Here is a 23,494-nt window from a genome sequence, read left to right on the forward strand (position 1 = left end):
AAAGGTCCCTATGCTTTGACACTCTTAGCCGCTGCAATTTCGAGGGCGATATTCTGTTCGGCTATTACGGCGCTTTGATCTATGTCGGCATTATAATGCGCCATATCCAGCTCATCTTCAGACTTTGCAATAACAGTCGTCGCCACTAAGTCACCGGAGACGTTTACCACAGTACGCACCATATCTAAAATACGGTCAATTCCCGCAATCAATGCCACTCCTTCTAAGGGAAGCCCTACGGTTGTGAGTACTAAAGTCAACATCACTAAACCCGCACCGGGCACACCCGCAGTACCAATAGAGGCCAACGTCGCCGTTAAAATAATGGTGAGATAATCGACGACAGTCAGGTCGATACCAAACGCCTGTGCCACAAACAGTACTGTGACCCCTTGGTATAACGCTGTGCCATCCATATTGATTGTGGTGCCTAGCGGTAACACGAAGCTAGAGATCTTCTTATGAACTCCCAAATTTTCACTCGCACACTTCATACTCACAGGGAGCGTGCCTGCAGAGCTCGACGTGGTAAACGCCACTAACATGGCATTGCTAATCCCTTTAAAAAACTGCAGCGGGCTTAACTTCGCAAATCCGCGCAGTAACAAACTATAGAATCCAATCACATGAATAATACAGCCAAGGTACACAGCAATAATGACTTTGATCAGTGGCCAGAGCATATCAATCCCATACTCCCCCGCTACCCAAGCCATTAGACCAAATACACCGTAGGGTGCGAGCTTCATCACCATGTCGGCCATTTTATACATGGCCTCAGCTAAACTTTCGAACACTTTAATTGCAGGTTTTCCATGCTCGCCAATCAGCACTAAGGCGATACCTAAAACAATCGCAAATACTATAACTTGCAAAATTTGCCCGCTTGCTAAAGCCGCAATAGGGTTCGTCGGTACTATGTCGATCAAAGTATCGACTAAAGAAGGTATTTCTTTGGCAGTTTGAGCCGCGCCATCTGCCAATGACAAACCTAAACCAGCACCGGGTTGAAGAACATAACCGACAATTAAACCGATAGTGATCGCGATAGCCGTGGTAAAGAGATAAAACGCAAAAGATTTAAAACCAATACGCCCCATCTTGTTCGTATCCTGCATCGAAGTGACGCCCACAATCAGTGAGCAAAACACCAATGGCACAATCAGCATCTTAATGGAATTAACAAACAAGGTGCCTATCGGCTTTAAGTGAGTCGCTTGCTCGCCGAAGATGATGCCCACTAAAATACCTAGCACCATACCGATAACAATTTGCAGCCACAGCGGCACTGACATCCAGCGAGACCAAACACGGCCTAATGCTGACGACTTTTGTTTTGTCATATTGATAACCTTGAATTCAAAACTATGATGGGGCAAAGACCAAAACTAGCACGCTAGTTTCTCAGTCTAAATGGGGCAATCGCCGAGTCTAGCAGAGGGGTTTTAATCGAGGGATGATCTGGGTCACGTTGAGCTAAACCGCCTTAAAATCAGTAATATTAACCAAACCAACTTTGTTAAATTGGCCGCTGAAATGTTAGTTTTCCTGCTTAAGCATCAAAATATTCTGTGACTTTTTTTGGTGCTATTTGCTGACGATAAAGCGACGCAGGCGGTTGCTCACGCTCAATCAAATAACTCCAATAATCGTCATCAAAACCACTGAAAATAAAGTCGGACTTACCGTTAGCTTTTAAGACTAACCACCACCAAACTAAACCCCATAAACCAAAGCTCAACAGCGTTAAAATAAAATGCAGACGATGATTTATCTGTTCATCAGCAGCAATATCATAGACGGGTAAAATCTTAAGTTTATAGCGGCGAGTAGACTTAATAAATCCCATCATTAACTCACTTAGTTCAGCGAAAGGACACTAGAGATAAGCCTAGCAGATAAGACTTTAGTCGTACAAATATCCACAGCAATAAATAATATCAGTGCCTAACCTGCCACTGCCAAACTCGTTATCCCTCGTCGTTCCATGCTAAAGTGAATCACAAAATGTTGTTTACTAAACAAGAGCGGTATTGCCAAATAACCGCCTAGGAGTTGTAGTATGTTGATTCGTAAAGCTAAGGCTCAAGACCTAATCGCCTTAGTGCAGTTTAATCAGGCCATGGCCCAAGAAACCGAAGGCCTAGCCTTAGATGAAGCGACACTGACTCGAGGTGTGGGCACGCTACTTGAGAGCCCGCAAAAAGGGTTTTACCTGGTCGCTGAAATCGCAGGTGAGCTAGTCGGCTCGCTCATGGTGACATTTGAATGGAGCGATTGGCGCGCCAAGGATTATTACTGGATCCAGAGTGTGTATATTCGCCCGAAAAATCGTCGCCAAGGCATCTATGCCAAACTCTACAGCGAAGTCAAACAACTGGCCGAAGCCAATGGCGGTGCCGCAAGCTTCCGTTTATATGTCGAGCAAGAAAACCTCGCCGCACAGCAGACCTATCAAGCGTTAGGGATGAAGCAGAGTTACTACTTAATGTACGAAGAAAAATAAGCGATTCAAATGTTATACGTAATAAAAAAGGATCGGGCCAATGGCACGATCCTTTTCTTTTTACGACTCACGATTCACATTCAAACCGCGTTCCTACTAAGATTAAAACTTAACGAAAGAAACCAAACAGAATAGCCGTCATTGCCAATAAACCCGCTATAACCACGAAGATATTGCTGATGCGACCACGGTGCGCTTTTAATGCTGGCACTTTGTATACAGCGTACATAGGCATCAAGTACAGGATAGCCGCGATAATTGGGCCACCTAAAGCTTCAATCATATTCAAAATACTTGGGTTTTTGATTGCCACGGCCCAAATCGTCACAAACATAAACACCAGAATAAATTTGTTGATTTTTTGCTCTGAAATGCCTTTTTTATTCGTGTCTAACTGCTTAACAATAATCCCCTTCATGCCTTCTGTCGCGCCCATGTAATGGCCAAAGAAAGAAGACACAATTGCGATAAAGGCAATTAATGGACCAAAGTAGCTCACAAAACCACTTGAATGCACGTTGGCGAGATAAGACAAAATCGGCAGATTCTGAGCTTTCGCTTCGGCCAATTGTGCTGGTGATAATGACAACACACAAGAGAACACAAACAACATCACAAAGCCCACTAACATCATGGAAGTATTACGTAAAATAACATCAGCTTTGCGAGAAGCATTCGCGCCATGGTCACGTTTCAATGACACAGAAAACTGCGAAATCGCTGGAGAATGGTTAAAGGCAAACACTAAAACTGGAATCGTTAACCAAACTGTGCCTAAAAATGCACCCGCTTCTGGTACAACGAGTAAAGCATCCATTTTCCATTCAGGGATCAGGTAGATAGACATAAAGGCCAAAATACCCACCAGCGGATACACCAGCAATTGTGTCACTTTGAGCATGAATTTCTCACCTGCGACCATGACAGCCATCATACCGAGGATCAATACACCCGATAGAATGAAGCGTGGTGGCGATGCCATGCCTAACTGATTGACGATAAAGCTATCAACAGTGTTGGTAATACCTACACCGTAAATTAATACAATCGGATAGATAGCAAAGAAATACAGTACGGTAATGGCTTTACCCGCGCCAACACCAAAATGCTCTTCAACTACTTGAGTAATGTCGCTACCAGGAATGCTTGATGAACAAACAAAACGAGATAAACCACGGTGGGCAAGATAGGTCATAGGACCGATGATCACTGCCATTAACACAAGAGGCCAAAAGCCGCCCATGCCCGCATTGATAGGTAAAAATAAAATTCCAGCGCCAACGGCAGTGCCGAACAAACTCAACATCCAAGTCGTGTCTTGGCGAGTCCAAGGTAAGTGTTTCGTTGAATCTAGATTCTGTGTGCTTTGAGGTGTTCCAAGAACACTGGTCGCATCTTTTTGCATATAAAAGTTACCTTACGGTGTGACTAGCATAATAAATTCGCGCTAAGGATAACCAAAAAAAGCCCATAAAAGTTGATCTGACACGGCTTTATGTAAGGGAATTTCATAATAAACTGATATTGAGATCTAGATCGCTGATTTAATGTAATAAGTTTTCAATAAAGCATCAAAACATATACATAAAAAGCCACTTAAAAACACAAGGTATTCACCTCAAGCCAAATCCAGTGACATTGCATAAGCGCCGAGAAAAACAGCTAACCGGGCGTGCGTCACAAAAATCAACAAAATGAGACTAGTCGCCGCATACTCACACCTAAGGTAGATCGAGATCACAGTCGTTAATGTTAAATTTTTACAAATCGCTATCAGTCGCAAACACGCATAAAAAACGGCTCATCCAGATTCAACTCCGAAGTGAGCCGCTAACGATTAAAGCGCAAAATCTGACTTATGGTTTTTGTAGTGTCAACTCAGTCGTCGACACTACAGCAGGGGCTATGTCAGCCTCTTTGAACAACAAAGGACGGAAGCTTTTAGCACTCGAGTACAAGATACTTTGATCGGCAAACGCAGGCATTAAGATATTACTCGACTCAGAGTAAGTTAAAATCCCCCGCGCCACAGGCCCCTCGTCGGTAAAGTTCACCGCCATCATCCAACTTGAACCATAACGCACTTGATACCCTTTCGCCGTTAAGCCAGAACTCATTGCCTTGCCAGTGACCACATCCATCGCAGCTGCATATTTGTGCTGCGGGATCAAAGTGTCATCACCCGACAAACTGGTTGAAAACACGTTGAATCCACCTTCAGCATTATGACTACCCGGCCAAGGTAAACGCGACCCACTTGGCGTTCCATCTGGCAGAGATTTCTCCACAAATTGCACATCCCCCAATGGCGCATCTAAGGCAAAGCCTGCGGCTTCAAGGTTAAGCGCACTGTGAGCCAAGGCCTTTAAGGCACTACCATCCGTAGTCAAGGTTTTAGGTGTCGTTGCCGCATTAGCGGGATCGAATCCTTGGGTCAACATGGTTGTTTGGCTGAATAGATGGGCAAATTCACGTAGTAAAGCACCACCTTTACTGTCGTTATCTTGCTTACCGTTCCACGCCTTTAATGCCGCACAAGCCGAAGAGATATCCTTAGATAAACTCGCCGACACCACCACAGGTGTACTGCCTTGGGCATCACACTGGGCAATCAAGTCAGGCAGCACTAACTCGGCGAGATAACTGCGATTCGACAGCACAGCCGCTTCGAGTTCTTCCAAGCTGAACTTGCCATCAGCCCCCGCGGCGTCCTGCATTAAACTCAAGCCCATCCGTGTACGTAGTGATAGCTGTCCGGCCTCTGCGCCGTACATAGGCGAGAAGTAAGTCAGCGGTTCATTCAAGTTGGTCGACCAAAAGGAGTCATTGGAGTTTTGCACAAAGTCGCTGCGCTCAAGCTTGGGCGCACGTTCATAGGGCGTTGGACCATCGAAGCTAAACAACGAAGTGTTGCCGGGTAAAATCGTAAATCCGGCCTTAGCCTTAGCCGCTTTAATATCCGGTGAGGTTTTTAACAACACAACTGCCGATTCGGATAATCCTGGCACAGTTGAGTCGTCGATATAAAAAGCATTGCCCTCTTTATCGGCGTACATAGTGTTATTGAAGATTACACCATCGTAGTCCTTAAATGCCTGTTGGAACTCTCCTTTGTTCGTCGCCATGTTCATGGCTAACCAATGGTCAACAGGGTCCATAGTCCCCATATTAGCATCTTGGATCATAAAGGCACTGCCATCATCCCAACCAAAAGGCGCTAAAGCGGGAGGAGCTTCGACCATAGGGCCTTTGGCCGTAGTATAAATATCTTTCTCGGCGACCAGCATGCCCGCAGGACCTGCATTCACTAGAACCGACACTGTCTCTTTGGTGATCGGCATAGGTTTACCATCAAACAAATACTGCATCCGATCACCCGAGACTAACTCAAGGTTATACATCACAAAATGCTCAGCAGTAGAGAAGGTATGAGTCCAAGCGAGATCTTTATTGAAACCAATATTAATCGGTCCTGGCATACCCACTAACGAGCCGCCCATCATATCTAAATGCCCTGGGATCGTAATATGGGATTGCCAAAAACGCAGGTTACCCGTATGCGGGAAATGCGGATTACCTAGCACCATGCCCTTACCATTTTCGGTTTTATCCTTGCCTAAACCCCAACCATTTGAACCTAAATCGCGGGGATTGGTCTCTGGTGTCGTGATACGAGCCGCGCGGGCAATCAACTTAGACTGCATATCGGCCACAAACGCAGTTTGGTCTTGGCTAGGCGCTGGCCCAACGATACGCGGCATGTATTCCTGTGCATCTCCTGGGTTAGCGTAAAAAATCAGATCGAGAAAGTTAGCTGCGCCCGGTAATAAGGCGATAGAAAACAAATAAGTCACCACATCTTCTGGCACTATGGGTTTCACCCAAGGCTGACCGCCACAGAAAGGTTCTGCCGTTTGTGTGCCCGCTTCAACATCAGCAATATATTGGTTATAACCAGAGGTAAAACCTTGGATAAGTGCCCGAGAATTTTCACTAAATTTCGGCCATTTTTCTTCGGCTTGCGCTCTGATCTTTAGCGCTTTATAGGCAAAATCTGAGATAAGGTTACCGTTATCTTCCGCCGTGGGTTGACCCGTAGTGAAGTCAATCGACGCATGGGGTCCAAAGTACATAGAACGCTGTGAGTTCGCCTTGATAAAACCATCGGCTAATACACATAAGTTGTCCTGTGCCTGCGCATAACCGCTACCAAAACCTAAACTTTCTAAGTTGTCAGCTTGGATATGCGGCACGCCATAGGTCGTACGGCGAATACTGGCTTTGAGTAAACCATTGGGGGCAAAAGCTTGCAGTTGAGTTCCAGGTTCGGTAGGCGTAGTGCTATCTTCGCTATCGTTACAGCCGGTCAGTATTACACCGCAGGCCATTCCCATAGCAATCACGAGTTTGTTGAATTTCATTATTATTATCTCTTGGTTTTGGTTCCTTCAATGACATAGCCTTACTGCCTATTCCAGCCCAAATTACTGAAGGAGCAATAGTTGCATGTCGCTTCCTAGTCCCTAAGGCTGGCTATTGCCTCCCCTACTGTTGGCTTTTTTACTGAGCTTCGCCGACGACTGTGGCAGAATAGAAAACCCAAACACTTAGACACCTCAGACCATTTAAGCAATGATTCAAACGAGCGTCCACATTAAAATCCAAAATAAATAACTTATATGCAACAAAACATTGTTAAGATAAAAGTGGGTTCTAAAAACCCAGTAAAAATCAACGCGGCAACTAACGCCATGGCACAGCTGTTCCCTGAGAGCATCATAGAAGCCAGCAGTATGGATGCCCCTTCTGGTGTTGCGGCGCAGCCAATGACAGATCTCGACACTCGCCAAGGGGCGATCAATCGGGTGCGCTATTGTCAACAGCAGGACCCGCAAGAGACTAAAGCCGACTACTATTTTGCGATGGAAGGCGGTGTCGATTGTTTCGACTTTGGCCCTGCCACATTCGCCTATATCGCGATTGGCCATAAAGACCAGCTTGCAATTGGCCGCAGTGCGATTTTACCTTTACCAATGCAAGTTTATCGGGCATTAGAAGCGGGGGAAGAACTCGGGGATGTCATGGATAGGTTGTTCAATACAATCAATATTAAGCAAAAAGGCGGTGCCATAGGTTTACTCACCCACGGCCATGCGACCCGTGAAAGTAATTACACCCAAGCGATTATTCTCGCCATGGCGCCATTATTGAATCCTGATATTTACACAGTAGATTGTTAGTAATATGTTGCAAGAGGAATTAAAGCCCGCTAACTTAGTTGTGACATGCAACCAAACCTATTCGACTATGGCTCAAACAGACGCACCATTGGCTCAAGATCCCGCGAAGCCTGTGACTCAAACTAAGCAAACGACTGAGTCAGGCTCATCCGCCCAACTCAGGCATTTGTCTCGCTATCTGGTGAGAAATTTAGGCATGCTCAACGCCGCATTTGGGGATTTACCCCTTTCGCCCGTGCAAGCCCATGCCCTGTTTGAGATAGGCAAGCAGCCCCTGACCATCAAAGAGCTTGCCTGCAAACTCAGCATAGATAAGTCCAATGCGAGCCGCGCTATCAAGCATTTGATCGATAAACATCTTGCCCAGAGTCAGGTACATGCACGGGACAGTCGCTGCTTAGTTGTGCAACTGACACCTGCGGGTAAGAAGTTACTCGTTAAATTGGATACTCAGCAGAATCAATTATTCCAAGGGATCTTAGCCCAACTGACTCCATTGCAAACTTCACAAATCGAAGAGGCCCTCGTGTTATATAACCAAGCCGTACATAACGCCAAGCAGCAAAGTGGTTGCCACATTCGCCAAGCCACAGCCCAAGATGATGCCGCAATTGCCAAAGTCATCCGCGATGTTTCGGCCGAATACGGCTTAACCGCAGATAAAGGCTATAGCGTGGCGGACCCGACCTTAGATTGCCTAAGCCAGATTTACTCCCAAGCGGGCGCCAACTATTGGATTATTGAATTAGAGGGCCGCATTCTAGGCGGCGCCGGTATTGCGCCTTTAGCTAACAATGATGGCGTCTGCGAACTGCAAAAAATGTACTTTATGCCAGAAATCCGCGGCAAAGGACTTGCAACACGCGTTGCGTTAATGGCACTCGATTTCGCCCGCGAAACGGGTTATCAAAGCTGCTATTTAGAAACCACCGCTGTACTAAATGAAGCCGTAAAACTCTATGAGAAATTAGGCTTTGTACATCTGTCGGCTCCCCTAGGGAACACAGGCCACGACGCCTGCGAAATGCCGATGCTGCTAGATCTTAATCAATAGGATATGAAGCAGAATTCCAATCAAAGTAACAATGCCAAACATGTCATCATGCAACTTGTTTGGTATTATCAATTTGTATCAAAAAATGTTATTCAAACAGGATAATTTTAATTATCAGTCTTAGGGCATAGTTTTTCTTAACTTAAATGCATTAAAATATGGCAATTTTACCTCACTCAACTTTTAATAAATTGAAAGGTGTTTGATACCATTTTGTTAACGGCATTAAATAGGGAACATTATGCTCAGTTGGATTTTTAGTGATAAGAAACTCACACTTCGGGAAATATGCCTAGATAACACGCTTTCGACCTCGGCTAAAATAAAGAAAGTTGATCAATTTCTTGCCGATAGTGGAGATCTCAACTTTATTGATCTCAATGTTTCGCCCTGCAATATATTAGTTCCACTATCTTGCAGTCCTCAGTCCGATTTAGTGCTTATAAAATACTTGCTCAGCAAAGGCGCTAAAATAGAATGTAATGGTTTCAGTGCCTTGCATTCGGCTATTGAATATAACAACTCAGAACTCGTTACCCTATACCTAGACTCTAGTGCCAATCTTTACTTTCAAAATCAATATAATAATTGCTGGCTCAACTACCTATTTCATCCTAATCCGCAATATATCTATCAAGACCATCAACGTAGAGACATGATCGATCTTCTACTTGCAGCTAACTTAGATATCAATAAACCGGTGAGCTTTTGGACTAATGGTGAATTAAATCACCCACTAGAAATATTATATGATGAACGCAATAAAGATCTGTTCCTGCATATCATTAATAAAGATATCCCATTAGACATTGGCAAATTAAGCCTGATTGAAAACATTATTTCTTCGAGCGAATTTTGGGGAGTAGAAACATTTTCTCCCTTGGTTAAACGCTTCCCTGCATTTAAAAAGTCACGCTATATTATGGCCAACGATAGCAGCTTCTGGGATGATGCCAATTTACTCGAACTATGCGTTTACGCCAAAGCGCAAGACTACACTGAATACCTGTTAGACCATTATCCGCAGCTCAAAGCCGATTCTCACGCCAAAAGTTTGGTCTATGCGGCATTGACCTCAGAATTTGACCTTAGGATTATCGAAAAACTGATTAAGGCCACCGTCGATATCAATCGCATCTATAGGATGACACCGCCTGATGCCGACCATTCACCCTTGCTCAACCAATATATTAATAATGCCCAATTTACCGATCCGAATAAACGGAGTTACATCTACCAAGCCCTTGAACTGTTGCTCAAATATGGCGCTAATCCAAATGCCGAATTTGTGAATACGGGTAAATCCTATGAAATGTTAGTCTGGTCGAATTTACGACTATTGGTTTATCCAATGGTCGAAAAGAAAACCTTTCTGCCCGAGTTTTTCGATCTGTTCCTGCAATATGGTATGGATATCAATAAAAAATTTGGGGCGGTGGATGAACCAACCTTACTCACTATCTGCCAGCGTGGTTCAGGGAAAGAAGATCAAGCAACGCTTATCCAAGTGATGGAATATCTGCTCACCAAGGGGCTGGATTTAAGCCTCACCAATATCTACAACACTAACTATGTGTCCGCGGCTGCCATCTCCTGTCGAATCCAACTACTTGAATGGCTCATTCACCAAGGCGGGGATATTTTTACCCATTGCGGCCACGATAATTCGCCCATTCTACACAAGGCGATTTCGACCTACTGGTGGGATGAAATTACCGGCCCTATGCGGCGAAAAACCGTAGAACTCTTACTGCGCCATGGAGCAAAGTTAGAAGAATTGTCGGTGGATGAGCAATTTACGCCATTAATGTGCGCCAGTTACTACGGCGCACAGTCCTGCGTAGAGGCGCTACTCGAACATGGCGCCAACCCCAATGCCATCAATGCCGAAGACACAACCCCCGCCCTTTGCGCTGTGATAGGCGGCAGTTCAATCGAGTTCCCCCGCTTTGAATCAACAGCGGTGCGGATCTTAAGACTTTTGCAGCAATATGGCGCCGACTTAACCGTGACCAATAGCTTAGGCAATAGCCCGCTAATAGCGGCTATTGAGCAAGAATATAAAGAGATTTTCGAAGCGCTGCTGCAAATAGCCTCCTACAGTGAAACTCAGCTTGAGCAAGCACTCAGCAAAGCCCTGCCGCAAAGCTATTTCCAGCGCCGCCTGCTACAAACACTGGGGCGCGAGATACCGCCAGCCCCCACAACCATAGCCCACAATCGCGCAATACCAGCAACAGCTTCGAGCAATGCCGATCCTATGACGGCCAATCCGCAAGCATCTGAGGTGAATGTGACACCTGCGCCCGTCAAGCAAACCAAATTAGAGGTGAGTAATGCGGCGGCAAATCGAGATCAAATCCCAACGCTATTCGATCTCAAAACCAAAGTGCAGAGCTTTTTTAAACTGATCGCCACCGATCCGACGATCACAGTTGAACAACTCAATTCGGTGAGAGTCCTTATTGATCAATTGATAGAAAAACTCGACAACTTTAGCTTTTTCCGCAATCAAGCGACAAAGGCCGAATTTGAGGAAGGTGTTCAGGAATATATCGATGAAACCGTCGAAGAAATTAACGGAATTATCGAGGATGATTATCCAGCGCTTACCGAAGCCTTAGTCGATTCAGTTTGGACGATTTTGCAGTACTTTAGGGTTGAGATTGATATCGAGACCGCACTTAGAAAGCGCTTTTGGTAACGATTAGCACCTTAACTGCCAACGAGTACCAAGCATAAAGCCCTAACTTTGGGGCTTTATGCTTTCGAGACTCACACCATCTGACTTAGCCGCCTATTAGCCAACATAATGGAGAGACTTAAGGCTTAACATTAGACGCTTTAGCAAGCAGTAACTGGCTACGAATGATTTGACGTATCTGATTATGCAGTTCAAATACTCGAGCGCGATCATTAAGATTTAGTGATAGATTTTCCAGCATCACCAGATCCAAATTAAATTCGGGATAATGTAGTGTCATCGACATATAGCCAGATAAATAGCCCGTATGACTGTATTCGACGAGGCCATCGTCCTTATTGCTCCTCACCCCATAGCCATAGCGCATATTCGGCCATAAGAATTGGATCTCGGTATACGCCGTTGTCATCCGTTGATAACTCTTTGCACTCATCAACTTGCCAGAATGTAATAGATGCTGAAAGGCGGCATAAGCTGGCGCTGAAGCAATCAATCCCCCGGCAGGTAACAAAGCTTCATCAAGCACTAAGTCAGCAGGGGCAATCACCTCGCTTTCCTGTAAACCTACGGCGAGTGAAGGCACTTTGGCGCGAATAGTCTCAATACTGCCAAGCTCAGCACTCAGGCCATTAAGCTGGTATCGCGTTGCAAACTGCGCCACTTGCTCGGCAAAGGATTGGTGATTGACCTTCTCAAGCACTTGCCCTAAAAGTGAATAACCGAAGTTGGAGTATTCAAATTGGCTTCCCGGCTCGAATCGATTGGCCTTACCCAGTTTATCGACACCCGATGTATGAGTCAGCAGTTGGTGTAGCGTAATCCGCTCGTCATATCGACTGGAATTAAGTGCATCCGCACTTAGATTTGCCCCCGCCACAGTGCCTTTTAGCGCCTTATTATTCCCTTCAGCATCACCAAAAAGATAATGATTAAGCGAACGGTTTACCTCGAGTTTCCCCGCATCGACCGCCTGCAATATCAAGGTTGCAGTGATTTGTTTAGAGAGCGATGCCATCACAAAGCGCGAATCTTGACTAATGCCTTCGCCCTTTTGCAGTTCAAGCTGCGGCTTGCCCTGCTCAAGCAGGATAACACTACCACTAAATGGCTGCGGCGAATCCTTTATCGCGGTTTGGATTAAGGTCTTGATCTCCGCCACCTTCGATACTGAAGATGCGGTTTGGCTTTCAACGGCAATAGAGCTACTGCCTTGCCCGATTTGCTCTTGTTCAGCACCTGTTTCTAATAACAGACCAAAACTATTGGCACTTGGGAATAATAAAAAACCAGTCAACAGGGTACTGATGACACTCAAACGCATGGGTTATCCTTAACGTAATTAACAAATAATGCTGCCTGCTAGAAAAAAGCAAGCTTATCACAAGCGCTTTTTATGGATAATACAATTTAATCTTTACAATTGAATTATAAAGGAAATATTCCATATAAAAATGACACAACAAAGTGATACCTAGGGCGACGAAGCTAATCCGAGCAGTATAAACCAAGTGGCAGTCTGCCCCAGTTTGTAGACTGAATATCTCAAGTTGCAGCGAATACACATTCAAAATGGCTATAAAACGACAATAGTAATAATTATCGCACCTACCATATATAAGCCTGCAGAAAGTGATATCGATTTTAGTGGGCTAAACTCCTCAACTTCCAACGTCTGTATATCTTCAATTTTGACTAGTTGCCCTTCTCCCTCGATATGCTGTTCCGTTGCACTTTCGACTTGAAATTCCATTTGTTCGCCAGATATTGTGGTGACTTTGACCTTTTCACCTATGTAGCTGGATACCGATTGAGAATCCAATTTAACTTCATTGAGTGAAGAGCATGCGCAGAGGGAGAAACAGATAAGTGATACTACTGCTAACTTTTTCAAACAAGCCTCCTATCCTACAACTATTACATCCATGATAAGTTATACCTGTAGATATAAGCATTTAGGTATAAGCTATTCAGCTTACGGAGTTTCGCCCACAAGTTAAAGAAACCTAGGCTAAATCCACTTAAATTAAATCCTTTGGATGAGGTTAAATAGCGATCAAATGAGCACTGAACTCATCGATGCGGTTAAAGCCAAAGATACGCTTGCTGTTAAGCGCATTATTGCAAATGACGCTAATCTTGAAGGCGTGGACAATGGCGGGATGACGGCACTCTTGCATGCCTGTGAGTTGCAGTCTTTTGAACTGCTCAAATTATTGGTGGATGCGGGGGCCAATGTGAATCATCCAAACTCGCAGGGGTATCATCCGCTCGATATTGCTTACTGGCAGGGTGAGTTCCGCATGGGATGCTATACCGCTGAGAGTGAGCGCATGGTGAGCTATTTAACCCGCCACGGCGGCAAATCTTTTAGCTAGGTGAGGTGCTAAATAGCATCAAGATGCGAAAGCTAAAAACTGCAAAATGATAAAAAGCCCTATAAACAAAAATCGCGTTAAGCTGGGCCTAACGCGATTTTTTATTACTCACTTACAACCTAATCACCAAAGTCATCGAGTAGGATATTTTCTGGTTCAACGCCTAGGCTTTCAAGCATCTTAATCACTGAAGAGTTCATGATTGGAGGACCACACATGTAGTACTCGCAGTCTTCTGGTGCCTTATGATTTTTAAGATAATTCTCATAAATCACATTATGAATAAAGCCAGTGTAGCCAGTCCAATTATCCTCAGGCAATGGCTCAGATAACGCCACATGCCAAACGAAGTTGTCATTCTCGGCCGCTAGAGCATCGAAATCCGCTTGATAAAACACTTCACGGGTCGAACGAGCACCGTACCAGAAGCTCATTTTACGTGTGGTTTTCTTACTCTTAAGCTGATCGAAAATGTGTGAACGCATAGGTGCCATGCCGGCACCGCCACCGATAAACACCATTTCCGCATCGGTTTCCTTCACAAAGAACTCACCGAATGGCCCTGAAATGGTCACTGTATCGCCCGCTTTCAGGTTGAAGATGTAAGATGACATCTTGCCCGCTGGCACATTGGCCGATGGCGGCGTCGCAATCCGCACGTTCAGCATAATGCGGCCCTTTTCATCGGGATAGTTGGCCATAGAGTAAGCGCGCAACACTTCTTCATTAACGGTAGAGACAATGTCAAACAGGCCGTATTTGTCCCAATCGCCACGGTATTTTTCAGGAATATCAAAGTCAGCGTATTTCACCACATGGGCTGGTGCTTCAATTTGAATATAACCCCCCGCTTTAAAGCGAACATCTTCACCTTCGGGTAACTCAAGCAATAGCTCTTTGATAAAAGTTGCCTTGTTATCATTAGAGATCACCTGACATTGCCACTTCTTCACCCCAAAGATTTCTTCGTCGAGCTCAAGTTCCATATCGGTTTTCACTGAGACTTGGCAGGCGAGACGACAACCTTCTTTAGCCTCTTTCTTGGTGATATGGCCCATTTCAGTCGGCAGAATGTCACCGCCGCCCGATTTGATTTTCACTCGGCACTGACCACAGGTTCCGCCGCCACCACAGGCAGACGGAATAAAAATACTCTGACTCGCCAAAGCGCCGAGTAACTTGTCACCCGCGGCAACTTGAATGCTTTTTTCGGCATCTTCGTTGATGCTGATCGTCACTTCACCCGTAGCCACTAATTTCTTTTTGGCGATTAGAATCACTATCACCAATAGACAGACCACTAGCGTGAACATGCCTATGCCAATTGCCATTTCCATCGTATTACCCTTTTCTAGCTCTTTTCTAAAAAGAATCTGGTTTCACTTTCTCAATTCTTGGCTCGCCTACTGTAGCGTTACAGCGAGATCCCTGAGAAAGACATAAAGCCCAGCGCCATCAAGCCTGTAGTAATAAAGGTGATACCAATACCTTGTAAGCCTTCGGGAATCGCGTTGAATTTCATTCTTTCGCGCAGTCCCGCCAGCAGTACAATCGCCACTGCCCAACCAAGACCCGAGCCCATCGCAAACACCACTGACTCACCGAAGTTGTAATCACGGTTCGCCATAAAGATCACCCCGGCAAAAATCGCGCAGTTCACTGTGAGCAAAGGTAAGAAGATCCCAAGGGAGTCATACAGACTAGGAATGTACTTATCCAAAAACATTTCAAGGATTTGCACTAACGCCGCAATCACACCAATGAAAGTGATCAGTTGCAGGTAACTTAAATCGATACCGGGTAATCCCGCCCAAGACAGAGCGCCAGGTGCGAGCACTTTGACGTAAATCAGCTGGTTTAACGGCACGGCTAAGGTCATCACCACAATCACGGCAACGCCTAAACCAAAGGCGGTTGACACCTTTTTAGACACGGCCAAGAAAGTACACATACCCAAGAAGAACGACAGCGCCATGTTGTCGATAAAAGTGGCCTGCAAAAATAGATTTATATAGTGTTCCATATCTGCTCCTTAACCCCGTTTCCGCTGGATCACATTGATAGTCCAGATCAACACACCAATCAGGAAGAAGGCGCTCGGTGGTAACTTGAACATCTCGTTTGGCAAGTACCAGCCACCATTTTCGATGGTGGTGAACACAGGGTGACCGAATAAATTACCCGTCCCTAACAGCTCGCGTACAAAGGCGACACTGATCAAAATCAAACCATAGCCTGTCGCATTACCGAGCGCATCGACGACCGCTAAATGCGGTGGATACTTCATGGCGAAAGCTTCTGCACGGCCCATGATGATACAGTTAGTGATAATTAACCCAACGAATACAGAAAGTTGCTTAGATAACTCATAGGCTACATCCTGCAGAACCATGTCGACGATAATCACTAAGGAGGCGATAACCGTCATCTGCGCGATAATCCGCACACTGGTCGGGATAAAGTTACGGATGGCAGAGATAATCAGGTTAGAAAACACCAACACAAAGGTCACTGCCAGTGTCATCACCACAGCGGTTTGCATTGAGTTACTGACCGCCAGTGCCGAACATACGCCCAGCACTTGCATCGCGACGGGGTTATTGGCAAACACTGGCCCCGTTAACATGTCACGCATGGATAAAGTGTTGCTCATTTTGCCTCTCCCAACTCACCTTGCAATTCACCCTGCGTGGCCGTCGCTTTCAGCTGATTGAAGAAGGTTTGAAAGCCCTCAACGCCAAACCAAAACTCCATTGCGCGCTGCACGCCGCGGCCCGTCATGGTCGCGCCACTCACCGCATCGACACCATGAATATCGCCTTCTTTAGCGCCGCCTTTCACAAGACGTATCGAAAACTTGCCTTTTTCATCAAACAATTGCTTACCCTTCCATAGTGACACCCACTTAGGATCAGTTAAAAAATCGCCGATACCTGGGGTTTCACCGTGTTCGTACACGACGAGCCCTTTAATGGTGTTGAAATCGGGTTCAACCGCCACATAACCGTAGATCATCGACCACAGACCTTTGCCATAGAAAGGCACAACCACGCTGTCTAACTTGCCGTTGGCATCGAGCACTTTAAACACGCGGGCATCGTTCGCACGGGTTTTAATCTTGGCAATATCTTTTTTCGGCGCACTTGAAGTCTCAGGATTAATTGCCGCCATACGCTCATCGAAATCGAGGACGTTAGCGTCTGAGTCCACCTTGCCTGTATCTAAGTTGATCAATAATGGCTTAACGGATTTAGCGAAAATTTCTCTAAACTCATTGCCCTGACCTAAGTTCACATCGGCGGCCATCAACACATAGCGCTGTACTTCGTCACGTTTTTTGGCAACTTTACGTTCTTTCAATATGCCTGCAGTGCCTGTGATCATAAAAGAGCACAGGAGGCAGAGCGTGATGGTGAAGATCATGGTCCCCACCACAGTATCTTTCTTAAATACCATGACGTTTTAATCTCCGTTTGATGTTGGCGCGGGCCACCAGATAATCGAACAGCGGCGCCCAAAGGTTGGCGAACAGAATGGCTAACATCACGCCCTCAGGCATTTTGGGGTTAGCGACACGGATAAGCACAGTCATAAAACCAATCAAAGCACCGTAGGCAAACTTGCCTTGGCGAGTGTACGAAGTGGTTACAGGATCGGTGGCCATAAACATCATTGCTAGCGCAAAACCGCCAGTGACAAGATGCCAAGTCCACGGCATTGCCATCATTTGATTGCTGCTAGAACCGATGTAATTACACAGCGTTGCTGTCGCTATCATGCCCAGCAATACACCGAGCACAATGCGCCAATCCGCTAAGCGGCTGATCAGCAATAATGAACCGCCGATCAAAATCGCTAAGGTACTGGTTTCGCCAATCGCGCCCACGGTAAAGCCAAAAAAGTTGTTCCACCAGTTAGGATCGCTAAAGGCGCTAAACCAAGAGTAATCAGCAAAACTCAACTTGCCCGCTGCGGTTTGTGCCAGCGCCGTTGCACCAGAGAAACCATCAACGGCAACGAGCTGTTTAATGGTTGAAACTTCAGATGGATAGGCGAAGTAGATAAAAGCCAAGCCCGCCAGCGCAGGGTTAAGGAAGTTATATCCCATGCCGCCAAACAGCTCTTTAGCCACAACCACACCAAAGGAAATCCCCATGGCCACCAGCCACAACGGTGTCGATACTGGCAAGATTAAGGTAAACAGCAGGGCCGTCACGAAGAAGCCTTCGTGCAACTCTTGACCACGAACCCGCGCAAACACCACTTCCCAAAACAAACTGGTGAGCAGTGCTGTCAGGTAAATCGGCAGATAAAAACTAAGACCATAGAGGAATAAACCTAATATCCCAGTGTCTTGGCTAAGGCTGCCAAACAGGGTATTAAAGATTTCTAACTTCCAAATATCTGGTGTCGATAATCCTCCCGCGAGCGCAAGCTGTGCCTGTAGGCCAATGTTATATAGACCGAATAAAATGGCGGGCAGTAAACACAAACCGACTAGCGTCATGGTACGTTTCACGTCAATCGCGTCACGCACATGCACTTGGCCCTTAGTGCTACGACCATTGGCAATGACGAGTGAGCGCAAAAAGCCCTTCATCGACTTACCCGTTGCGTAGTACTCTTGTTGTAAATCAGAGGCGTCCTGTAAATCAGGTTTTTTCACTTGTTTGGTCATTAACCTTCCCTCTCAATAACATCTAGACAGGCACGTAATTCTTTACCAAAGTCATATTTGCCGGGACATACGAAGGTACACAGCGCCAGATCTTCTTCATCTAACTCCAATGCACCTAAGGCTTGCGCCTCGTCGGTATCACGCACCACTAAGTCTCGAACGAGTAAGGTGGGTAAAATATCCAGGGGCATCACGCGATCTAACTGACCAAAAGCCATCATGGCGCGAGCTGAACCGCCCTGATGAGTCGTAAACTCGAACAATTTAGTCGCACCAAACAGACGTGATGTTACGGCACGAGTGATGGAGAATTTGTCAGAACCACCGCGCACCCAAGGGAGAACATGGTGCTGCGAATCTTCGCTCAACACTGATACTTGGTTGTGGAATCGGCCTAAAAAGTCATGTACGCCCGCCGCGGTATGGCCAGATAACACAGATCCCGATACCACGCGGTTATGGCCAGGTTTGATTTCATCACTCACTAAGGCACTTAGCTCAGCGCCCAACTGAGTGCGCAGTAAACGCGGGTTCAGCACGCTCGGGCCACCTAAGGCGACGATGCGGTCGGTATACAACTCACCAGTTTGGAATAACTTGCCATAGGCAATCACATCTTGATAACCGATATGCCATACCTGACGTTCTAAACTCACTGGCAAAGTAAAGTGAATATGAGTGCCCACTAAACCCGCAGGATGAACACCATCAAAACGGCGCACCTCAAGTTGTGGTAATGCTTCTTTAACAATCGCTTCGCCCTTATCCTGGCACAGGTAAACCTTGCCTTCGGTTAAACGGCTCAACACCAGCAAGCCAGCTTTAAAAGCCTCAGTTTGCTCGGCGATAATCAAACGGGGATCAGCGGCCAGTGGATTAGTATCGATAGCGGTGACGAAAATACCTGCTGGCGTGCTATCGAGCGCAGGCACGCGCGAGAAAGGCCGAGTACGCAGGGCAGTCCATAGACCACTCTTCACCAACTGGTCTTGAACGGTTGGCCGAGGGAGAGCGGCGATGTCTTGATGGATATCGAAAGAAATCTGCCCATCGCGGTTTTCACCGTCATCGCAACGAATGACGACTGATTGTAGAATTCGACGCTCGCCGCGGTTAATCGCTACGACTTGGCCACTAGCGGGTGCAGTGAACAAGACTCCTGGCGTTTTTTTGTCTTCAAATAGGGCTTGGCCCTTTTGAACAAAATCACCCTCTTCGACCAACATCGTCGGCTTAAGCCCAACGAACTCTTCTCCCAGAACAGCCACTTGGGATGGCTTAGCACCGAGTTCAATGACCTGTCGCGGCTCACCAACAATCGGCAAGTCGAGGCCTTTTTTGATCGTTACAATTTGGTTTGAAAAATCTGCCATCACAAATATCAACCATGAAAAATTTTTAGATAAATTTAGGGTAGAGATTTGTTAACGCAGATTCCGATATTGGCGTCACATTCCGCTGCAAATTCGTAAGTTAGATACGTAAATTTACGCAATTTTGTGACACAGATTCACATCCTTGCTTACTGTAATCTGCAAATGTAGTTTTATAACAATTTATTCATAAATACGTCATTACTGATTTAGTAGTACCTAAGGTTTACAAAAATAAGCCAAAATCTCCATTTCAGTGCAGTAAAGCGCTAAAACCGTTAAAAGAGCAACTCAGCGAACAAACTTCAGCCAATGGCATGCCTCAAAATGGGGCAGGATGGCTAAACTTGCTGGCTATTTTTAGCGCACTAACATTTCAACCTATGGTTTAACCTTTGCTTTACAGCAAAAGCTTGGTAGCCTCAAACTAAGAGAGTTTCCGTAGGAGAAATAGATGGAATACAGACGCATACCGCATTCTAATCTTGAGGTCAGTAAAATTTGTTTGGGCACTATGACTTGGGGCGAACAAAATACCCAAGCCGAAGCGTTTGCACAGCTGGACTACGCCATAGGCAATGGCATCAACTTTATCGATACGGCGGAAATGTATCCCGTACCACCTAAGCCGGAAACCCAAGGGGAAACCGAGCGTATCCTAGGGCAATATATTAAGGCCCGCGGTAACCGAGACGACTTAGTGATCGCCACTAAAATTGCCGCACCGGGGGGTAAAAGTGATTACATTCGCAAAAATATGGCGCTGGACTGGAACAACATCCACCAAGCGGTCGATGCATCTTTAGCACGCCTCCAAATAGACACTATCGACCTTTATCAAATCCATTGGCCTGACCGTAATACCAACTTCTTTGGTGAACTGTTTTACGATCAACAAGAGCATGAACATCAAACACCGATACTTGAAACCCTAGAAGCGCTCGCCGAAGTGATCCGCCAAGGTAAAGTGCGCTATATCGGTGTGTCGAACGAAACGCCTTGGGGCTTGATGAAGTACCTGCAACTCGCCGAAAAACATGGCTTGCCGCGTATTGTGAGTGTGCAAAATCCCTATAACTTGCTTAATCGCAGTTTCGAAGTCGGCATGAGCGAAATCAGTCACCGCGAAAACTTGCCATTACTGGCCTATTCGCCACTGGCCTTTGGCGCCTTGACGGGAAAATATTGCAACGACCAATGGCCTGAAGGCGCGCGCCTGACCTTGTTTAAGCGTTTCGCCCGCTATACAGGTTCGCAAATGGCTCTGGAGGCGACAAAAGCCTATGTCGATTTGGCCCGCGAGTTCAAACTCACGCCCGCACAAATGGCGTTAGCTTTTGTTAACTCACGTAAGTTTGTCGGCTCCAATATCATAGGCGCCACCGACTTATATCAACTGAAAGAAAACATCGACAGTTTAAAAGTCACCTTATCACCAGAGCTATTAGTGCGATTAAACCAACTGTCCGATCAATTTAGATTACCTTGCCCTTAGTCGATAATCGGGTTAAATAGTGGAACTATGGCATCAGGTAAATGCACCTGATGCTATAGGCTTTTCAGCGGTAGAATCACACCTCAATTAATTAAATGGACCTTATCATGTTCTATATACTTTTTTGGCTAATGCTATGTTTTGTCACTGCAATTATAGCTTCCAGTAAAAACAGATCAGCCGTTTTATGGTTCTTCATCTCATTTATTGTGAGTCCATTGATTGGCATTATTTGCGTTGCTTGTATGCCTGCAATCACGAAAAATGAGGCTCAAGCACACACAAATGAAAATGTTCAAGAAGATAAATCACTTTATCGTGACTGCCCAGAATGCGCTGAAGAAATAAAATGCGCAGCCCGAAGGTGTAAACATTGTGGCTCAGAGGTAGTTCCGCAGGAAATCCCCCAAGTAGAACATGCTGCAATCTTAGATGAAAATGCTGACGGTCAGCCATGCAGTATCTGTAAAAGTAGAAGAACGCATGACCTATATAACGGTGTCGCTATTTGTAATCAGTGTAAAGTTTGGAATTAGTCTGCTACTTGGTTAATTCGATGACCTAATAGCATCAAGAAACGCTCTTGATGCTATCAATTTTAAAAATTAATAATCTTAAAACCTTATTACAAACCTAATCCCTCCTCGTTTAATAAGAGATTCCCCTCCTTTCAAACCTTATCTAGGTTACATTCGGATACAGAGTCCTTTTAAGAAGTGAAATATAGTGGCATCACAGTCACTAGACAGATGTCTTAAGGATAAAAAAATGAAAAAACTTTGCTTTGTAATCACAAGTGTTTTGATGTCAAGCCACGCTCTTGCTGAAAGCAATACCTACATTCGTAACGGTAATATCTATAGTCATCAAGATCAGTTCTTTGCTGGCGCAGGTGTTGCTACTGGTAGTCAGTTTTATAAGGGTCAAGATCACCAGACAGGTGCCTACCTCAATGGCGGCTACCATGGTGAAGACTTCAACGCCGATCTGTCCGGCATCAACTACCGCTTTTTAGGCACGAACGATAGTGCCGTTAATTTCAGTATCTTTGCCGTTGCCAATCCCGGCTTTGATGCCGATGATGCGGATATTTTAACGGGCATGAAGGATCGCAAATTCAGTGGTGATCTGGGTTTAAACGCCGACATTCATTTAGGAAATGGCACGCTATCAACTAAATTCCAACACGATGTCACCAATATTTATGATGGTTTTCAGGCTGATATCACCTATTACCATCCAATAAATGTAGGCTTCGGTGATCTGGTGCCTTATGCGGGTGTGCACTACTTCAGTAAAGACTTTGCAAACTACTACACAGGTGTGACGTCATCTGAAGCTACGGCGCAGCGCCCTGCCTATCAAGCCGACGGCACCTTTGCCTATAAGCTAGGCTACGCTTTGGTTATTCCAGTCACTAAGCATTTAGATATTACTCAAGCCACAGGTTACTCGCACATAGGTGCCAACATGGCAGACTCTCCGCTAATAGACAGTAACAACCAGTGGGTGACTACCCTTGGCGTGAACTATAGCTTCTAAACAACCTGACGAGACAAGACCATGACACTTATCAGAAAAACGTTTTTATGTGCTGGATTAGCTCTGATGCTTTCAGCTTGTGCCACTTCCTACGATACCGAAAAGCAATTTTGGTCTTTCGGTAAAGGATTTGAAACCGCACAGATTGCACCCGATAGCTGGCAGATAAGCTTTGTTGGCAATACCAACACTGACCGCGCATTGGCCCGAAAGTACGTCATGCGTAAGTCAGCAGAGTTATGCAAACAAGCGGGTTATAACTACTTCACTTTTACTCACGAACAAACCGATCGTGATGCAATTGGCCAGTTTGGAGTAGGAGCGAGCGCGAGTAAGGATATCTTGTGGGGGAGTTCAACGATGAATCAAGAAACCTCTGTCATGGTCGAAGTCACAGGTTTACATAGCAAGCCAGAAAATGCGAGTTCCCGCATCTATGAAACAGATTACATACTTAACAATGTCAATGTGAAAAGTTAATTGCTCATCAAAAATGCACCAGTCTAGATTCTCGTTAGGTATCAAGG

The 23,494-nt window shown here is 45.6% G+C and carries 21 protein-coding genes; 9 read left to right on the forward strand and 12 right to left on the reverse strand.

Annotation, left to right across the window (positions count from 1 at the left end):
• Nucleotides 1-8: 8 nt before the first annotated feature.
• The gene (locus L5L94_RS14900) at nt 9-1,343 is read right to left on the reverse strand and encodes a dicarboxylate/amino acid:cation symporter (RefSeq protein ID WP_198572839.1); all 1,335 of its coding nucleotides are present in this window, start codon (nt 1,341-1,343) and stop codon (nt 9-11) included.
• Nucleotides 1,344-1,552: 209 nt separating this feature from the next.
• Nucleotides 1,553-1,849 carry a hypothetical protein gene (locus L5L94_RS14905; RefSeq protein WP_113939800.1) on the reverse strand — a complete coding sequence of 99 codons (297 nt, stop codon included), beginning with the start codon at nt 1,847-1,849 and terminating at the stop codon, nt 1,553-1,555.
• A gap of 213 nt (nt 1,850-2,062) precedes the next feature.
• Here L5L94_RS14905 and L5L94_RS14910 point away from each other — a divergent pair, with 213 nt between their 5' ends.
• Entirely contained in the window at nt 2,063-2,506 is a 444-nt protein-coding gene (locus L5L94_RS14910) for a GNAT family N-acetyltransferase (protein ID WP_105250107.1), read from the forward strand.
• A 109-nt stretch (nt 2,507-2,615) separates the two neighbouring features.
• Here L5L94_RS14910 and L5L94_RS14915 read toward each other — a convergent pair whose 3' ends face one another.
• Together L5L94_RS14915 and L5L94_RS14920 are read right to left on the reverse strand one after the other, a co-directional pair.
• The gene (locus L5L94_RS14915; RefSeq protein ID WP_028761640.1) at nt 2,616-3,911 is read right to left on the reverse strand and encodes an aromatic amino acid transport family protein; all 1,296 of its coding nucleotides are present in this window, start codon (nt 3,909-3,911) and stop codon (nt 2,616-2,618) included.
• Nucleotides 3,912-4,362: 451 nt separating this feature from the next.
• The gene (locus L5L94_RS14920) at nt 4,363-6,927 is read right to left on the reverse strand and encodes an acylase (RefSeq protein WP_263163801.1); all 2,565 of its coding nucleotides are present in this window, start codon (nt 6,925-6,927) and stop codon (nt 4,363-4,365) included.
• Between the two features lie 258 nt (nt 6,928-7,185).
• Between L5L94_RS14920 and yjjX the strand changes: the two genes are divergently transcribed.
• The 3 genes from yjjX to L5L94_RS14935 all read left to right on the forward strand — a co-directional run bounded on the left by yjjX (nt 7,186) and on the right by L5L94_RS14935 (nt 11,504).
• Nucleotides 7,186-7,746, forward strand: coding sequence for an inosine/xanthosine triphosphatase (gene yjjX, locus L5L94_RS14925; RefSeq protein WP_263163802.1), 561 nt, complete (start codon nt 7,186-7,188; stop codon nt 7,744-7,746).
• Nucleotides 7,747-7,750: 4 nt separating this feature from the next.
• Nucleotides 7,751-8,800: a bifunctional helix-turn-helix transcriptional regulator/GNAT family N-acetyltransferase gene (locus L5L94_RS14930; RefSeq protein WP_263163803.1), complete on the forward strand. Its 1,050-nt coding sequence runs from the start codon at nt 7,751-7,753 to the stop codon at nt 8,798-8,800.
• A gap of 241 nt (nt 8,801-9,041) precedes the next feature.
• The gene (locus L5L94_RS14935; protein WP_263163804.1) at nt 9,042-11,504 is read left to right on the forward strand and encodes an ankyrin repeat domain-containing protein; all 2,463 of its coding nucleotides are present in this window, start codon (nt 9,042-9,044) and stop codon (nt 11,502-11,504) included.
• 118 nt (nt 11,505-11,622) lie between these two features.
• Here the strand turns inward: L5L94_RS14935 and L5L94_RS14940 are convergent, their stop codons facing one another.
• Both L5L94_RS14940 and L5L94_RS14945 read right to left on the reverse strand, forming a co-directional pair.
• Nucleotides 11,623-12,825 (reverse strand): serine hydrolase domain-containing protein, encoded by a 1,203-nt coding sequence (locus L5L94_RS14940; RefSeq protein ID WP_263163806.1) that lies wholly within the window; start codon nt 12,823-12,825, stop codon nt 11,623-11,625.
• 252 nt (nt 12,826-13,077) lie between these two features.
• On the reverse strand, nt 13,078-13,395 hold the full coding sequence (locus tag L5L94_RS14945) for a hypothetical protein (RefSeq protein ID WP_173246633.1): 318 nt from the start codon (nt 13,393-13,395) through the stop codon (nt 13,078-13,080).
• A gap of 166 nt (nt 13,396-13,561) precedes the next feature.
• Here L5L94_RS14945 and L5L94_RS14950 point away from each other — a divergent pair, with 166 nt between their 5' ends.
• The gene (locus tag L5L94_RS14950; RefSeq protein ID WP_105250114.1) at nt 13,562-13,879 is read left to right on the forward strand and encodes an ankyrin repeat domain-containing protein; all 318 of its coding nucleotides are present in this window, start codon (nt 13,562-13,564) and stop codon (nt 13,877-13,879) included.
• A gap of 119 nt (nt 13,880-13,998) precedes the next feature.
• Here the strand turns inward: L5L94_RS14950 and nqrF are convergent, their stop codons facing one another.
• From nqrF to L5L94_RS14980, 6 genes are all read right to left on the reverse strand, one after another.
• A complete protein-coding gene (gene nqrF / locus L5L94_RS14955) occupies nt 13,999-15,216 on the reverse strand; it encodes an NADH:ubiquinone reductase (Na(+)-transporting) subunit F (RefSeq protein WP_105250115.1) in 1,218 nt (405 codons plus the stop codon).
• 77 nt (nt 15,217-15,293) lie between these two features.
• Complete coding sequence (nqrE, locus tag L5L94_RS14960; RefSeq protein ID WP_105250116.1) at nt 15,294-15,902, reverse strand: NADH:ubiquinone reductase (Na(+)-transporting) subunit E; 609 nt, start codon at nt 15,900-15,902, stop codon at nt 15,294-15,296.
• Nucleotides 15,903-15,911: 9 nt separating this feature from the next.
• Nucleotides 15,912-16,532 carry an NADH:ubiquinone reductase (Na(+)-transporting) subunit D gene (locus tag L5L94_RS14965; RefSeq protein WP_028761892.1) on the reverse strand — a complete coding sequence of 207 codons (621 nt, stop codon included), beginning with the start codon at nt 16,530-16,532 and terminating at the stop codon, nt 15,912-15,914.
• Entirely contained in the window at nt 16,529-17,335 is an 807-nt protein-coding gene (locus tag L5L94_RS14970) for a Na(+)-translocating NADH-quinone reductase subunit C (RefSeq protein ID WP_105250117.1), read from the reverse strand. Before L5L94_RS14970 ends, L5L94_RS14965 begins: the two co-directional genes overlap by 4 nt.
• A complete protein-coding gene (locus L5L94_RS14975) occupies nt 17,325-18,557 on the reverse strand; it encodes an NADH:ubiquinone reductase (Na(+)-transporting) subunit B (protein WP_028759366.1) in 1,233 nt (410 codons plus the stop codon). The genes L5L94_RS14970 and L5L94_RS14975 overlap by 11 nt, the downstream gene beginning before the upstream one ends.
• Nucleotides 18,557-19,930 carry a Na(+)-translocating NADH-quinone reductase subunit A gene (locus tag L5L94_RS14980; RefSeq protein ID WP_105250119.1) on the reverse strand — a complete coding sequence of 458 codons (1,374 nt, stop codon included), beginning with the start codon at nt 19,928-19,930 and terminating at the stop codon, nt 18,557-18,559. The genes L5L94_RS14975 and L5L94_RS14980 overlap by 1 nt, the downstream gene beginning before the upstream one ends.
• Nucleotides 19,931-20,384: 454 nt before the next feature.
• Here L5L94_RS14980 and L5L94_RS14985 point away from each other — a divergent pair, with 454 nt between their 5' ends.
• The 4 genes from L5L94_RS14985 to L5L94_RS15000 all read left to right on the forward strand — a co-directional run bounded on the left by L5L94_RS14985 (nt 20,385) and on the right by L5L94_RS15000 (nt 23,447).
• The gene (locus L5L94_RS14985) at nt 20,385-21,425 is read left to right on the forward strand and encodes an NADP(H)-dependent aldo-keto reductase (protein ID WP_105250120.1); all 1,041 of its coding nucleotides are present in this window, start codon (nt 20,385-20,387) and stop codon (nt 21,423-21,425) included.
• Between the two features lie 107 nt (nt 21,426-21,532).
• Nucleotides 21,533-21,961: a hypothetical protein gene (locus L5L94_RS14990; RefSeq protein ID WP_173246641.1), complete on the forward strand. Its 429-nt coding sequence runs from the start codon at nt 21,533-21,535 to the stop codon at nt 21,959-21,961.
• Nucleotides 21,962-22,193: 232 nt separating this feature from the next.
• Nucleotides 22,194-22,967: an outer membrane protein OmpV gene (ompV, locus tag L5L94_RS14995; RefSeq protein ID WP_168824821.1), complete on the forward strand. Its 774-nt coding sequence runs from the start codon at nt 22,194-22,196 to the stop codon at nt 22,965-22,967.
• Between the two features lie 21 nt (nt 22,968-22,988).
• On the forward strand, nt 22,989-23,447 hold the full coding sequence (locus L5L94_RS15000; RefSeq protein WP_028761861.1) for a CC0125/CC1285 family lipoprotein: 459 nt from the start codon (nt 22,989-22,991) through the stop codon (nt 23,445-23,447).
• Nucleotides 23,448-23,494: the final 47 nt, after the last annotated feature.

It is taken from the genome of Shewanella sp. SM21 (assembly GCF_025654335.1).
GTDB lineage: Bacteria > Pseudomonadota > Gammaproteobacteria > Enterobacterales > Shewanellaceae > Shewanella > Shewanella oncorhynchi.

Bases quoted from the DNA above. Each gene is read 5' to 3' on its own strand.
- L5L94_RS14900 (WP_198572839.1), bottom strand. From the start codon at position 1,343: ATGACAAAACAAAAGTCGTCAGCATTAGGCCGTGTTTGGTCTCGCTGG.
- L5L94_RS14905 (WP_113939800.1), bottom strand. From the start codon at position 1,849: ATGGGATTTATTAAGTCTACTCGCCGCTATAAACTTAAGATTTTACCC.
- L5L94_RS14910 (WP_105250107.1), top strand. From the start codon at position 2,063: ATGTTGATTCGTAAAGCTAAGGCTCAAGACCTAATCGCCTTAGTGCAG.
- L5L94_RS14915 (WP_028761640.1), bottom strand. From the start codon at position 3,911: ATGCAAAAAGATGCGACCAGTGTTCTTGGAACACCTCAAAGCACACAG.
- L5L94_RS14920 (WP_263163801.1), bottom strand. From the start codon at position 6,927: ATGAAATTCAACAAACTCGTGATTGCTATGGGAATGGCCTGCGGTGTA.
- yjjX (WP_263163802.1), top strand. From the start codon at position 7,186: ATGCAACAAAACATTGTTAAGATAAAAGTGGGTTCTAAAAACCCAGTA.
- L5L94_RS14930 (WP_263163803.1), top strand. From the start codon at position 7,751: ATGTTGCAAGAGGAATTAAAGCCCGCTAACTTAGTTGTGACATGCAAC.
- L5L94_RS14935 (WP_263163804.1), top strand. From the start codon at position 9,042: ATGCTCAGTTGGATTTTTAGTGATAAGAAACTCACACTTCGGGAAATA.
- L5L94_RS14940 (WP_263163806.1), bottom strand. From the start codon at position 12,825: ATGCGTTTGAGTGTCATCAGTACCCTGTTGACTGGTTTTTTATTATTC.
- L5L94_RS14950 (WP_105250114.1), top strand. From the start codon at position 13,562: ATGAGCACTGAACTCATCGATGCGGTTAAAGCCAAAGATACGCTTGCT.
- nqrF (WP_105250115.1), bottom strand. From the start codon at position 15,216: ATGGAAATGGCAATTGGCATAGGCATGTTCACGCTAGTGGTCTGTCTA.
- nqrE (WP_105250116.1), bottom strand. From the start codon at position 15,902: ATGGAACACTATATAAATCTATTTTTGCAGGCCACTTTTATCGACAAC.
- L5L94_RS14965 (WP_028761892.1), bottom strand. From the start codon at position 16,532: ATGAGCAACACTTTATCCATGCGTGACATGTTAACGGGGCCAGTGTTT.
- L5L94_RS14970 (WP_105250117.1), bottom strand. From the start codon at position 17,335: ATGGTATTTAAGAAAGATACTGTGGTGGGGACCATGATCTTCACCATC.
- L5L94_RS14975 (WP_028759366.1), bottom strand. From the start codon at position 18,557: ATGACCAAACAAGTGAAAAAACCTGATTTACAGGACGCCTCTGATTTA.
- L5L94_RS14980 (WP_105250119.1), bottom strand. From the start codon at position 19,930: ATGGCAGATTTTTCAAACCAAATTGTAACGATCAAAAAAGGCCTCGAC.
- L5L94_RS14985 (WP_105250120.1), top strand. From the start codon at position 20,385: ATGGAATACAGACGCATACCGCATTCTAATCTTGAGGTCAGTAAAATT.
- L5L94_RS14990 (WP_173246641.1), top strand. From the start codon at position 21,533: ATGTTCTATATACTTTTTTGGCTAATGCTATGTTTTGTCACTGCAATT.
- ompV (WP_168824821.1), top strand. From the start codon at position 22,194: ATGAAAAAACTTTGCTTTGTAATCACAAGTGTTTTGATGTCAAGCCAC.
- L5L94_RS15000 (WP_028761861.1), top strand. From the start codon at position 22,989: ATGACACTTATCAGAAAAACGTTTTTATGTGCTGGATTAGCTCTGATG.